This window comes from Streptomyces sp. YJ-C3 (assembly GCF_053891275.1).
Window position 1 is genome coordinate 7857539 of record NZ_CM132685.1, and the last position, 12051, is coordinate 7869589.

Genomic DNA, 12051 nt, shown 5'->3' on the forward strand with positions numbered 1-12051 from the left:
TCGGCATAGTTCGAATCGAGTCGGGTAGCCGCGCGCCCATGGCTCCGACTCCTCAAAGACGAAACCGGCGAGATCCAAGCGGCATAGCCCGCAGAACACTTCTGGCGGGTGCCGCGGCACTCGGTACGGCGGTGGCCGTGGGCGGTGCGAGCGGCTGCAGCAGGATCGACAAGGGCAACACCCTTGAACGACTGAAGGCCCAGGGAGTGGTCCGGCTGGGCATCGCCGGAGAGGTTCCCTTCGGCTACGTCGACAAGGACGGCGAGTTCACCGGCGAGGCGCCGGAACTGGCGAAAGTGGTCTTCAAGCGGCTCGGCATCGAGAAGGTCCAGCCCGTGGCCACCGAGTTCGGCTCCCTGATCCCGGGGCTCAACTCACAGCAGTTCGACGTCGTCTCGGCGGGGATGTACATCAACGCCGAACGCTGCGAACAGGTCATCTTCGCCGATCCCGAGTACCAGATGCTGGACGCGTTCATCGTGCGCAAGGGCAATCCGCTCGGCATCCGGAACTACAAGGACGTCGTGGAGAAGAAGGCCAGGTTCGCCACCGGCACCGGCTACGCCGAGATCGGGTACGCGACGGGGGCCGGCTACCCCGAGAAGAAGATCACGATCCTCAGTGACCAGGTGGCGGGACGCGATGCCGTCGAGGCGGGCCGGGTGGACGTCTTCGCGGGCACCGCGCTCACCGTGCGCACCGTGGTGAAGGGCAGCAACAGGGTCGAGGCGACGGCGGCGTTCGCCCCGCTCGTCGACGGCAAGGAGCACGTGGACGGCGGCGGCTTCGCCTTCCGGCCCACGGACACGGATCTGCGCGACGCGTTCAACCGCGAGATCGGCAAGATGAAGAAGAGCGGCGAACTCCTCGACATCCTGCGCCCGTTCGGCTTCACCGAGAAGGAAATGACGACCCTGACGGCGAAGGAGCTCTGCGGCGCATGACGAGCGGACTCTGGCAGCACTGGATCCTTCCCGGCATCTGGATCACCATCCAGCTGACGATCTACAGCGCCGCCCTGGCGACCGCGGTGGCCTTCGGCATCGGCATGGCCCGCACCCACCGCCTCAAGGTCGTCCGGTTCCTGGCCGGCTTCTACACCGAGCTCTTCCGCGGAACCTCTGCCCTGGTGCTGATGTTCTGGATGTTCTTCGTCATCCCCGTGCTCTTCGGCTGGCAGCTGGTCCCCCTGTGGGCGGCCGTCCTCGCGCTCGGCCTGTCCTACGGGGCGTACGGCGCGGAGGTGGTGCGCGGTGCGCTCAACTCCGTGGCCCCGGCGCAGCGGGAAGCGGGCATCGCCCTGAGCTTCACGCCCTGGCAGCGGATGCGGCTGATCCTGCTCCCGCAGGCCGTCCCGGAGATGATCCCGCCGTTCAGCAACCTGCTGATCGAACTCCTCAAGGGCACCGCGCTGGTGTCCCTGCTGGGCGTCGCCGACACCTCGTTCGCCGCGAACCTGGTGCGTCTGGCGACCCAGGAGAGCGCCAAGATCTACTCGATCAGCCTGGTCATCTACTTCGTCATCGCCTTCGTGCTGTCCCGCGGGATGCGGAGCCTGGAGCGGAAGACCAAGGCGAACATCGGTCAGCCCAGTGAGCCCGGCTTCTTCAAGAACCTGTCGACGAGCCGTACGACCGACCTCGACAAGGACGTGGCCAAGACCGGAGGTGTCGCGTGAACAGCTGGGACTGGTCGGCCGTCGGCGACTTCATGCCGACCTTCTGGGACGGCGTCCTCGTCACCCTGCAGGCAGTGGTGCTGGGTTCGCTGATCTCCTTCGCCCTCGGGCTCGTGTGGGCCATCGCCTTCCGGGCGCCCACCCGGTTCGTCCGCTGGCCGGTGGGCGTGATCACCGAGTTCATCCGCAACACCCCGCTGCTGGTGCAGCTCTTCTTCATCTTCTACGTGCTGCCGGAGTGGAACATCCAGTTCTCTCCCCTGACCACCGGCATCGTGGCCATCGGCCTGCACTACTCGACGTACACGATGCAGGTGTACCGGGCGGGGATCGAGGCGGTCCCGGCGGGCCAGTGGGAGGCCGCGACCGCGCTGAGCCTGCCGGTCCGGCGCACCTGGACCGCGGTGATCCTGCCGCAGGCGATCCGCCGGGTGGTCCCGGCGCTCGGCAACTACGTGATCTCCATGCTCAAGGACACACCGATGCTGCTCGGCATCGGCGTCCTGGAGATGCTGAACGAAGCGAAGCTGGAGGGCGCCGCCACGTTCCAGTTCGCCGAGCCGATCACCGTCGTGGGCATCGCCTTCATCCTCATCGCCTACCCCGCATCCCTTCTCGTCCGAGTTCTGGAGCGTCGCCTTGTCCGCTGACAGCAGCACTTCCCAAGAGATCAGAAACCCCGCCGTCGACGGCAGCGAACTCATCCGGTTCGACCACGTCACCAAGCGGTTCGGGGCCAACACCGTCCTCGACGAGCTGGACTTCTCCGTCGCCTCCGGCAAGCACGTCACGCTGATCGGCCCGTCCGGCTCCGGCAAGACGACGATCCTGCGGCTGCTCATGACCCTGATCAAGCCCGACGAGGGCACGATCAAGGTCGGCGGCGACTACCTCACGCACGAGGAGAAGAACGGCAAGCTGGTCCCGGCCGGCGAGAAGCACGTCCGCGAGGTCCGCAAGAACATCGGGATGGTCTTCCAGCAGTTCAACCTCTTCCCGAACATGAAGGTCCTGCGCAACGTCATGGAGGCGCCGGTCACCGTGCTCGGCCTGTCCAAGGACGAGGCGGAGCAGCGGGCCCGCGAGCTGCTCGACATGGTGGGCCTCGGCGATCGCTGCGACGCGTACCCGACGCAGCTCTCCGGCGGCCAGCAGCAGCGCGTCGCCATCGCGCGGGCGCTCGCGATGCGCCCGCAGGTGCTGCTGCTCGACGAGGTGACCTCCGCGCTCGACCCGGAGCTGGTGGCCGGTGTCCTCGACGTCCTGCGGGACATCGCGCACACCACCGACATCACCATGCTCTGTGTCACCCACGAGATGAACTTCGCGCGGGACATCTCGGACCAGGTGCTGATGTTCGACGCGGGCCGAGTGATCGAGTCCGGTTCGCCGGAGAAGATCTTCACCGAGCCGGAGCACGAGCGGACGCGTGAGTTCCTGAGCGCGGTGCTGTGACCAGCCACGCACCGAATGGGGCATGACTTTGGCATATGTCACGGTGGCGCGTTCCTGCTGAGAGGCATGGAACGCGCCACCAATCTCGTCAACAGGCGCCCCGATTGGGTGCGTTGGCGGCTATCGTGGACGGAGCCAGCTGTCCGGAACCGATCCTTGCAGGGGGATGCCGTGGCGCTGAAGCACGAGCAGGACGCCTCGTCGTACCAGCCGCACCGATCGGTGCAGCGCGCTCTTCGCGTGCTGGAAGCCGTCGCCCACCGTGGCGTCGGCATCACCGACACCGAGCTGGCACAGGTCGCGGACCTGCCCGCCGACCAGCTGACCGCGCTGCTGCGCATGCTCCGCCGCGAGGGGTACGTCCAGCAGACCGCCGACGGCGCGTACGTCACCGGCGAGACGCTGACCAGGCTGGGTTCCGCCGAGGGCCGCGCGGCCGCCCTCACCGACAAGCTCCAGGACACGCTCGACGAGCTGCGCGACTCCGTCGGCGCCGCGGTCTACATCAGCCGGTACATCGACGGCGAGGTCCAGATCACGCAGTACGCGTCCGGCCCGGAGACCCCCGCGGTGAACGAGTGGGTGGACTTCCGGGTCTCGGCCCACGCGAGCGCCGTCGGCAAGAGCCTCCTCGGCCAGCTGGACCTGAACGGCCGGCGCGACCACCTCGCCCGCCACAAGATGGCCCGCCTCACCTCGCGCACCATCACGAACGAGAAGGTGCTGCTCTCCAAGCTGGCCGCCCAGCCGGCGACGGTCCCGGTCCTCGACCTCCAGGAGTACGCGGTGGGCACGGTCTGCGCGGCCGTCCCGATCACCGCGGGCTCCGCGGTCGGCTGCCTGGCCCTCTCCCTCCCGGTCGAGCACGCCCACCGCCTGCACAACGCGGCGGACCGCCTGAACAAGAGCGCGGCACCGGTACTGCTGTCACTGACGATCTGACCCCGCACACACCGAAGGCCCCTCGCTCTCACGAGGGGCCTTCGACAGATGGGGGGTGCGGGTGGCGGAGCCCCCGCAACGCGCGACGCAGTCGCGCAAAAACAACGATGGCGGGACGGTTCGCGTTTTCCGCGAACACATCCCGCCACCGACAACGTGCGCCGCCAGGGACTCGAACCCCGGACCCGCTGATTAAGAGTCAGCTGCTCTAACCAACTGAGCTAGCGGCGCGTGCTGACTCGTAAATAGTACCTGGTCCGGAGGGTGCTGGTGACCAAGATCGTCAGGGGGTCGGGAGCAGGCCCTCGCGGCCCTGTTCCCGGTAGGTGTCCACCAGGGCGGACCGCTCGTCCGGCGTCAGCCGCCGGTACGTCGCCTCGCCGGCCGGGCGCCACCAGACTTCTCCCCCGCTCCAGAACCCCTCGCGGCGCAGCTCCCCGCGCCGCACCTTGTTCGTCGCCGTCACCGGCATCCGCTCCACCACGCGTACGAAGCGGGGCGCCATCTTCGTGCCGAGGTCGCCCTGGGTCAGCAGGAACTCGCCGAAGGCCAGCGGGTCGAACGCGGCCTTCGCGCGGGGCGCCACGGTCGCCATCACCTGGTCCCCGGAGACCGGGTCGGGCACCCCGTACACCGCGACGGCCGCGGCGTCGGGCCAGCGGGCGAGGATGTTCTCGATCATGGCGGGGGCGAGGTTCTCGCTGTCCACCCGGATCTTGTCGTCGCCGCGCCCCGCGAAGTACAGGAAGCCGGCCGCGTCCCGGTAGAAGAGGTCGCCCGTCCAGTACCAGCCGTCCCGCCGGACCCGCTCGGCGTACGCGGCGTCGTTGCGCCAGTACCCCTCGAACGGCGAGCGCCCGCGGTTGACCAGCTCGCCGATCGCCTCGGCGCCGTTGACCAGCCGCCCGGCCGCGTCGAACGCGGCGGGCGGGCACGGCTCCCGCGTCTCCGGGTCGAGCACCACGAGGTCGTCGCCGGGCGCCGCGCGGCCGATCGCGCCGGGCGGGGTGTCGGCGGTCCGCTGCACGGCGGCGCCGCCCTCGGAGGAGCCGTACCCCTCGACGAGCCGCACCCCGAACCGCTCCTCGAAGCGGACCGCGTCCACCGCCCCCGCCTCGGTGCCGAAGCCGACGCGCAGCGGGTTGTCCCGGTCGTCGGGGCGTTCGTCGGTGGCCAGGATGTACTGCACGGCGCGTCCCACGTACGTGAAGTAGGTGGCCCGGAACTTCCGCACGTCGGTCAGGAAGTGGGATGCCGAGAAGCGCCTGCGCAGTGCCACGCCCGCTCCCGCCGCCATCGCGGGGGCCCAGTCGGCGATGACGGCGTTGCCGTGGAAGAGCGGCATGCAGATGTAGTGCACGTCGTCGGCGCGTACGCCGAAGTGGTCGACCAGGGAGCGTCCGGCCGCGGCGAGGCGCCCCTGGGTGCAGATGGCGGCCTTGGGCGCGCCGGTCGACCCGGAGGTGAAGTAGAGCAGCATCCGGGTGCCGGGCCCGACCCCGGCGGCGCTCTCCGGTTTCGTGCCCTCGTACGGGGCGAGCAGTTCGTCGTACGCCCCGGTGTCGGTCACGAGGACGCGCACACCGGGCAGCTTCAGGCCGTCGAGCAGGGGCAGATGGGCCCGCTCGGTGACGAGGACCCGGCATTCGGTGTGCGTGATGTCGCGGGCCAGTTCGGCGCCGCGCCGGGTCGGGTTGATCCCGGCGACGGCGGCTCCGGCGAGCGCCGCCGCGCCCAGCCACTGGGGGAACTCGGGGGTGTTGTCGAGCAGCACCCCGAGGTGCGGCTCGGCGCCGCGGGGCAGCAGATCGGCGAGGAGTGCCGACCGCGCCGCCGCCCCCGCGGCGACCTGGTGGTGGCTGAGGACCTGATCGTCGTACGCGAGCCCGGGCCGGTGGTCCCCCCATCGCTCCTGGACGAGTTCCGCGAAGGTGCGCGTCATGGATCCCATGGCGGCGCACGGTAATTGACGTGTCGTCAGATGTGGAGGGGCGTGCGCCTCCGGCTCACCAGTACTGGACGGTCACCTTGGCCAGGATGATCACTCCCACCGCGATCACCACGAGGCCGAACACCGTGCCGAACATGTCCTTGCCCGACTGCGGCTCGGAGGCGGTGGCCTTCTCGGGGTCTGCGGCCACGTAGTACACGAGCGTCTCGTCGCCCCGGCCGCGGCTCGCGGGCCCGCCGGACTCCTTGAACCGCACGGCCCGGCCGCCCTCGGTGGTGAAGTCGTACTCGTGCCACTGGATGCGCCGGGCCACGTTGTTGACCATCTGCACCCGCACGTACGCGGCCACGACCCGGGCCTGCGCGGTGAGCCCGCTCTCCCAGGCCGCCCGCCGCTCCCTGGCGCGGCGCACGATCGCGTACGCGGCCCAGATCAGCAGCACCATGAGCAGCGGGAAACATATGTGGAAGACGAAGCCGTCCATGGCCGCGGGACCCCCGGTTCAGAAGTGTTCGGTGGGCAGATCGGCCACGAAGAATACGCAGAAGGCCACGACCAGTCCCACGAATCCGAGCAGCAGCACCGTCCCCGCCACGTTCACCGCGGGGCGCGGCGCGTGGGCCGTGGCGTGCTCGGGGCGGTCCGGCGCGTAGCGCACGACCACCACGTCGCCCTGGACCGTCACGGCGGGGCCACCCGCCTCGTCGATGCGGACGGTACGGCCGTCGCCGGTGGTGAACTCGTAGACGTGGTGCTGTGTCGTGTGCGGGCGGTCGCCGCCGCTCGTCCGGGTGTACGCGCGCAGGCAGCGCGCCTCGGCGGTGAGCCCGCCGCGCCAGGCGGTGCGCAGCCGCAGCGACTGCCGCGCCACCGCCCACCCCATGCACAGCGCCACCCCGGCGATGAACACCGGCACGAGATAGAAGAACAGGTCCATGGCACTCCCCCGTAGTCGTGCTTCCCCTGCACACCGCCCCGCGATCGGGCGGTGTGCGGGGAAGCTACCCGCGTCCGGGGCGAAAGCGCCTCAAGAGAACCTCAGAACGTCAGAACGTGACGTCCGAGCATGCGTAGAACGCGTTCGCCGTGTCCGCGATCGTCCACACCGCGAGGATCACGTGGTGGCCGGACTTGCCGGAGGGCAGGGTGCCGGAGTGCGAGAGGGTGGCCGGCGGCTGGCCGCTGTAGGGCACCGTGAGGAACGGGGTGGTGTCCAGGGCGGACCGGGTCAGCGCCTTGCTGTCGTCCCAGCCGTTCTTGGTGACGTAGTAGCGGAAGTCCGTGGTGGAGTGTCTGGCGGTGAACTGCCAGCGGAACGTGTAGCTCTGACCGCCCGTCACCTTGGTGGTGGGCCAGGCCGAGCCGTTCGGCTGCTTGGGCGCGTTGAGCTGCCCGAACTCGCCGTGGTTGGCCGAACAGATCTGGCCGTCGGCGGGACCGGCGGCCGGGAAGCCCTTGGGGCCCTCGACGCTCTGCGGCTCCCACTGGATGTTGCCGCAGTTGGCGACGGTGCCGTTGGCGCAGAGCTTCTGCCGGCTGATGGGCAGGTCGGTGTAGCCGTGGCCGCTCGCGCCTCCGGCCGAGAGCGCGAACGCCCCCGCGGTCGTGAGGCCGAGCAGGGCCGCGTAGGTCTTGGTACGTCGGGAGGTCTTCCGCATGCTGCCGCTCCTGGGGGTGTGGGGAGTGCCGGAAGCCGTGCGCACAGCGATATTCCAGGTCTAGACCAACCCCCAATGTATTGCCGGGAGTTGGCCGTGTCCAGACAAAGACGTGACCGTACCGATCCTTGACCGGCCCACACCCTCGGGTTCGGTGCCCGTCACTCACCCCGGCCCGTGTAGAACGCCACCGTCAGGTCCTTCACCAGCGCCCTGCGCTCGTAGTCGTCCAGCTCGACCAGACCCCGGGTGGTCAGCCTCGTCACCGTGTCCTCCACCGAGTCCACGACCGAGGTCAGCACACTGTCGCGGTGCTGCGCGTCGAGCGCCGCGATCCGGCGGCGCTGCATCGCGGCCGCCACCTCGGGCGCGTACTCGATCCGCGTCGGCTGCGCCGAGAACACCTCGATGCCGACCGGTTCGGCGTCCGTGGCCAGGCGCCGGGTGAGCAGATCGCCGACGGCCTCGGCGTTGCGCAGCGTCGGGGCGTCCGTGTGGAAGGCGTCGGCGGGCAGCTGGGACAGGACCCGGGCCAGCCCCGCCTCGACGCACTCGCGCAGGTACTCCTCGTGGTCCTCCACGCCGAGCGTGGCCCGTGCCGTGTCCTTGATCCGCCACACGACGAGCACGACGACGCGCAGCGCGACCCCGTTCGCGTCGACCGCGGGCATCGGCTCGCTGCGCCAGTGACGCAGCCGCAGGTCGACACGGCGGCGCAGCAGCAGCGGGTTCACCCACAGCAGCCCGGACCTGCGCACACTCCCCCGGTAGCGCCCGAACAGGGTGAGCACCCAGGCCCGCCCGGCCCGGCCGCGGGCGAGCCCGCCGAACCCGAACAGGGCGAGCGCGCCGGAGCCCGCGAGCGCCGCCCACTGGGCAGCGCCGAGCCCCACGCCCTCGTACCCGGGCAGCCCGGCGATCTCCGTCATGATCCGCGGCAGCGCCCCGGCCCAGCCGAGGGAGACCGCGGCGCCGGCCGCTCCCACGGCCCCGCCGAACACCCCGACCGCACCGGGCAGCACCCGCCCGGCCCGCTCCCCGAGGTCCGGGTCGAGGGACGGCACCGGCCGGGCCGGTGTGCGCAGGTGCGGGCGCGGCGCGGGGCGGCCGCCGCCGGTGCCGGTGCCCACGACGGCGGGCCGCAGCGGCACCGCCACCGGTTCCGGGTCGTCCCGGAACAGCAGGTGCAGGGGGATCTCGGTGGTCGCCTCGTTGTGAATGAGCCGGGTGCCCCGGCCCGCGGGCGGTCCGGCACCCGGGACCGGCCCCGCTCCCTCCCGCCCGGACTCGGCCCGGCCGGACCGCTCGGTCCTGCCGCCGGCGCCGCTCCGGTCGTCGGCCGCGCTCCGGCCGCCCGTCGCGCGGTCGTCGTCGGCCTCCGGCGCCGGGCGCTCCGCTGCCCGTTCCGGCTGTTCCGCCGTCGTACTCATCCTCGCCTCCGTACTGAGATGTCGCCGCCTGCCGCCTGCTCACCACTGGGCCGCCTCACCGGCCCGCACCGTTCACGAGAAGAGCCGCCGCCATGTCTCCGGCCCCGGGTATCCGTCGGCCGCCGCGCCCCGCCAGCCCTGGGCCCGCTGGAACGCCTCGACATTGCGCCGGTCCGCCTCGCCCCAGCGCGGGCCCGGACCCTGGGTGTAGTACTTGCCGAAACCTTTCTTCGCGAGCTGCTTGCCGAGCTGGGTGACCGAGGCACTGCTCACGCCGGGCCGGAACGTGGCCGCCCCCGGGAACGCCGGTACCTTGCTCCCCTTGGCGCCGCCGCTCCCACCACTGCCGCCGCCGCTGCCGCTGCCGCTGCCGCTGCCGGGGATGTCCTTGCCCTTGCCGCTGACCAGGTACGACCAGGTCGTCGGCCCGGGAATGCCGTCCGCGTCGGCGCCGGTCCAGCCCTGCGCCTTCTGGAACGCCTGCGTCGCCTTGCGGTCCGCTTCGCCCCAGCGCGGGCCGGGCCCCTCGCTGTAGAACCGCTTGCCGCCGCGCTCCACGAGCAGCTTGCCGAGCTGGGTCACGTACACGTTGTTCGCGCCGGGCCCGAAGGACGCGGCTCCCGGGTACTTCGTCGTCGCCGACGCGTCGGAGCCCGAGGTGGTGCCCGCCTTCACGCCCTTGTAGCGGTAGGCGAGGTACTTGCTGGAATTGCTCCAGTACGCATACGGGGTGGACTGCTTGCGGGTGCCGGGGCGGGTCTGCTCGTAGGCGATGTAGTAGCTGCGCGTGTAGTCGGTCCAGCCGCCGAAGATCGTGACGTGCGAGCCCTTCTCCGGGTCGGCGGGGTTGTGGAAGAGCAGGATGTCGCCGGGCTGCAGCTGAGCCTTGGTGATCCGGGTGCCGTAGGCGGCGAGGCTGCCCGTCCACTCGTTGCCCGGCAGGTCCCATGCCATGGAGACGAACCCCGAGCAGTCCTGGCGGTAGCCGTCCTTCCAGAACTTGTCCATGCTGTACGGCACCTTCGCCGCGACCCAGGTCTTGGCGCGGTTGATGATCGCGGCCCGGGTCGTGGTGCGCAGCGCGCTCTGCCGGGCGAGGTCCACGGTTTCCGCCGCGGAGCCGGGGGCGCCGGGTGCCCCGTGCAGCGCGCTGGTGCCGCCCTGCGGAGTGGAGGTCCCGTCGGGGCCGGGGTCCTGGGGTCTGGCCTCGTGGTGTCCGGCCGCGATCGCCGGGGCCTGCTGGAGGCCGCCGATGACGGTGCCGGCCGCGGCGGCGGCGACCAGCATGTGCCGGGCGCCGACCTTGGTGCGCACCGGGTGCGGGACGGTGCGGCGCCACTGGGCGCAGCCCGCGCAGCCGCAGTCGCCCGCCGGGTCGATCTCCTCGAAGACCGGAGTCTCCATGCGCTCCCTGCCCTCGCCGCGATCCATGCGATTCCCCTCACACTCCGGTGCCGACCGTTGGACTGATGAGCCTCGTGCTCGCACGCAGGAAGCGTCTCAACTCTCTACGCAAATCGCATGTTGACGGTCCGAATGATGGAAATCGACACAAATCGACCCCTCCTTCGGCGCGTCGAGTGGTCAGGAGCACCCCTGGAGGTCGGGTAAAGTTATGCAGGTCAGCAGGCGCCGCTAGCTCAGTTGGTTAGAGCAGCTGACTCTTAATCAGCGGGTCCGGGGTTCGAGTCCCTGGCGGCGCACAGACGATCGAAGGCCTCTCGCATCAGCGGGGGGCCTTCGGTGTTGGACCGGTTCCGCCTCGGCACCCTTCGCGGCTGGGGGTCCGGGGGGTGGCTCCGCCACCCACACCCCCCGCGCGGGGTCCCCGCCCGCACCACAGATGCCGCAGAGCCCGTCCCCCCGACCGGGGTCCCGGCCCCCGTCGTACGGCTAACGTGACCCCATGCCGCGTGACCTCCAGGAACAGATCAAGAAGCTGATCGTCGACCGGCGGCTTCCGCCGGGGGCCTCGCTGCCCACCGAGCCCGAGTTGATGGAACTCCTCGGCGTCAGTCGCAACTCCGTTCGGGAAGCGCTCAAGGCCCTCCAGGCGATGGGCATCGTCGAGATCCGGCACGGTTTCGGCACCTACGTGGGGTCCATGTCGATGGCCCCGATGGTCGAGGGCCTCACCTTCCGCACCGTCGCCGCGCACTACCGCGGCGAGGACAGCCTGCTCCAGCTGCTCGAACTGCGCGAGGCCGTGGAGACCGGGCTCGTGGCGCGCCTCGCGGGCAAGGTGCCGGACTCCGACCTCGCCGAACTCGACGCCCTGGTCGCGCAGATGGAGAAGGAAGCCGCAGCCCCGGACGCGGCGGTCGCTGCGGCCACCGACCGCGCCTTTCACGCCACCCTCTACCGCAGCCTGGGCAACCCGCTGCTCGGCGAGGTCATGGAGGCCTTCTGGGAGGCCTTCCACCGGGTGCGCACCGACCTCGTGGACGTGCCGCAGGACCCGGTCGTGACCTGCCGTCAGCACCGGGAGATCCTCGACGCGGTGCGCTCCGGGGACATGATCCGGGCGGAGCGGGCGATACATGATCACTTCGGGAACATTCGGCTCCGATTGGCAGCAACCCCACAGCAAGACCGGTAAACACCATGTTTCGCTGCGTATCGCCCTTGCGATCATGATGCGGGGCGCAGCACCCTATCCTGGAGCCATTGGCTCCAATGAGGCTTACGGTGCAAGGCAGTTGGAGGCCGCACCGAGGCCCGTACGGCGGGAACACGGCACGATCCGGTTGCTGAAGGCACGGGTATGGGGGTCCCGTTCATGAAGCGATGCCGAGGGGGGCATCATGCAACCGGAAGGTTGTCGTTCCAGTCTTAGAGAGGGTGGGACGGTGGCCTGCCACTGATACGCCCGGAACGGTCGAGGGGGACCGGACCGGGTGCGAACCGACGACCACGCGGTGACTCGCGTGCGGGGGG

General features: G+C 70.5%; 12 protein-coding genes and 2 tRNA genes. 7 read left to right on the top strand and 7 right to left on the bottom strand.

What is annotated here, in order from left to right:
* The first annotated feature begins 38 nt into the window (after positions 1-38).
* From ehuB to ACVHNB_RS35430, 5 genes are all read left to right on the top strand, one after another.
* Positions 39-944 (top strand): ectoine/hydroxyectoine ABC transporter substrate-binding protein EhuB, encoded by a 906-nt coding sequence (ehuB, locus tag ACVHNB_RS35410; RefSeq protein WP_428954484.1) that lies wholly within the window; start codon positions 39-41, stop codon positions 942-944.
* Entirely contained in the window at positions 941-1678 is a 738-nt protein-coding gene (gene ehuC, locus ACVHNB_RS35415) for an ectoine/hydroxyectoine ABC transporter permease subunit EhuC (protein WP_428954483.1), read from the top strand. Before ehuB ends, ehuC begins: the two co-directional genes overlap by 4 nt.
* Positions 1679-1710: 32 nt before the next feature.
* On the top strand, positions 1711-2328 hold the full coding sequence (gene ehuD / locus ACVHNB_RS35420; RefSeq protein WP_428957656.1) for an ectoine/hydroxyectoine ABC transporter permease subunit EhuD: 618 nt from the start codon (positions 1711-1713) through the stop codon (positions 2326-2328).
* Positions 2318-3133, top strand: coding sequence for an ectoine/hydroxyectoine ABC transporter ATP-binding protein EhuA (gene ehuA / locus ACVHNB_RS35425; RefSeq protein WP_428954482.1), 816 nt, complete (start codon positions 2318-2320; stop codon positions 3131-3133). Before ehuD ends, ehuA begins: the two co-directional genes overlap by 11 nt.
* A gap of 171 nt (positions 3134-3304) precedes the next feature.
* Positions 3305-4075, top strand: coding sequence for an IclR family transcriptional regulator (locus ACVHNB_RS35430; RefSeq protein WP_428954481.1), 771 nt, complete (start codon positions 3305-3307; stop codon positions 4073-4075).
* Positions 4076-4232: 157 nt separating this feature from the next.
* On the opposite strand, the gene ACVHNB_RS35435 is transcribed toward ACVHNB_RS35430, so the two are convergent.
* The 7 genes from ACVHNB_RS35435 to ACVHNB_RS35465 form a co-directional block, all read right to left on the bottom strand.
* Positions 4233-4306 (bottom strand) — tRNA-Lys (locus tag ACVHNB_RS35435).
* A gap of 52 nt (positions 4307-4358) precedes the next feature.
* Positions 4359-6026: an AMP-binding protein gene (locus tag ACVHNB_RS35440; RefSeq protein ID WP_456226743.1), complete on the bottom strand. Its 1668-nt coding sequence runs from the start codon at positions 6024-6026 to the stop codon at positions 4359-4361.
* 55 nt (positions 6027-6081) lie between these two features.
* Entirely contained in the window at positions 6082-6510 is a 429-nt protein-coding gene (locus ACVHNB_RS35445; RefSeq protein ID WP_456226744.1) for a hypothetical protein, read from the bottom strand.
* Between the two features lie 18 nt (positions 6511-6528).
* Positions 6529-6963 carry a DUF3592 domain-containing protein gene (locus ACVHNB_RS35450; protein ID WP_428954478.1) on the bottom strand — a complete coding sequence of 145 codons (435 nt, stop codon included), beginning with the start codon at positions 6961-6963 and terminating at the stop codon, positions 6529-6531.
* 109 nt (positions 6964-7072) lie between these two features.
* The gene (locus ACVHNB_RS35455; protein WP_428954477.1) at positions 7073-7684 is read right to left on the bottom strand and encodes a lytic polysaccharide monooxygenase auxiliary activity family 9 protein; all 612 of its coding nucleotides are present in this window, start codon (positions 7682-7684) and stop codon (positions 7073-7075) included.
* A 161-nt stretch (positions 7685-7845) separates the two neighbouring features.
* Positions 7846-9114: an SPFH domain-containing protein gene (locus ACVHNB_RS35460; protein WP_428954476.1), complete on the bottom strand. Its 1269-nt coding sequence runs from the start codon at positions 9112-9114 to the stop codon at positions 7846-7848.
* 72 nt (positions 9115-9186) lie between these two features.
* Positions 9187-10518 (bottom strand): peptidoglycan-binding protein, encoded by a 1332-nt coding sequence (locus ACVHNB_RS35465; protein WP_456228988.1) that lies wholly within the window; start codon positions 10516-10518, stop codon positions 9187-9189.
* Between the two features lie 225 nt (positions 10519-10743).
* Between ACVHNB_RS35465 and ACVHNB_RS35470 the strand changes: the two genes are divergently transcribed.
* Together ACVHNB_RS35470 and ACVHNB_RS35475 are read left to right on the top strand one after the other, a co-directional pair.
* A tRNA-Lys gene (locus ACVHNB_RS35470) sits at positions 10744-10817 on the top strand.
* Between the two features lie 203 nt (positions 10818-11020).
* Positions 11021-11713: a FadR/GntR family transcriptional regulator gene (locus tag ACVHNB_RS35475; RefSeq protein ID WP_456226745.1), complete on the top strand. Its 693-nt coding sequence runs from the start codon at positions 11021-11023 to the stop codon at positions 11711-11713.
* Positions 11714-12051: the final 338 nt, after the last annotated feature.

Excerpts from the sequence above, each read along its gene's own strand:
- ACVHNB_RS35440 (WP_456226743.1), bottom strand. The coding sequence starts at position 6,026 with ATGGGATCCATGACGCGCACCTTCGCGGAACTCGTCCAGGAGCGATGG.
- ACVHNB_RS35465 (WP_456228988.1), bottom strand. The coding sequence starts at position 10,518 with ATGGAGACTCCGGTCTTCGAGGAGATCGACCCGGCGGGCGACTGCGGC.
- ehuB (WP_428954484.1), top strand. The coding sequence starts at position 39 with ATGGCTCCGACTCCTCAAAGACGAAACCGGCGAGATCCAAGCGGCATA.
- ehuC (WP_428954483.1), top strand. The coding sequence starts at position 941 with ATGACGAGCGGACTCTGGCAGCACTGGATCCTTCCCGGCATCTGGATC.
- ACVHNB_RS35450 (WP_428954478.1), bottom strand. The coding sequence starts at position 6,963 with ATGGACCTGTTCTTCTATCTCGTGCCGGTGTTCATCGCCGGGGTGGCG.
- ACVHNB_RS35475 (WP_456226745.1), top strand. The coding sequence starts at position 11,021 with ATGCCGCGTGACCTCCAGGAACAGATCAAGAAGCTGATCGTCGACCGG.
- ACVHNB_RS35460 (WP_428954476.1), bottom strand. The coding sequence starts at position 9,114 with ATGAGTACGACGGCGGAACAGCCGGAACGGGCAGCGGAGCGCCCGGCG.
- ACVHNB_RS35455 (WP_428954477.1), bottom strand. The coding sequence starts at position 7,684 with ATGCGGAAGACCTCCCGACGTACCAAGACCTACGCGGCCCTGCTCGGC.
- ehuD (WP_428957656.1), top strand. The coding sequence starts at position 1,711 with ATGCCGACCTTCTGGGACGGCGTCCTCGTCACCCTGCAGGCAGTGGTG.
- ACVHNB_RS35445 (WP_456226744.1), bottom strand. The coding sequence starts at position 6,510 with ATGGACGGCTTCGTCTTCCACATATGTTTCCCGCTGCTCATGGTGCTG.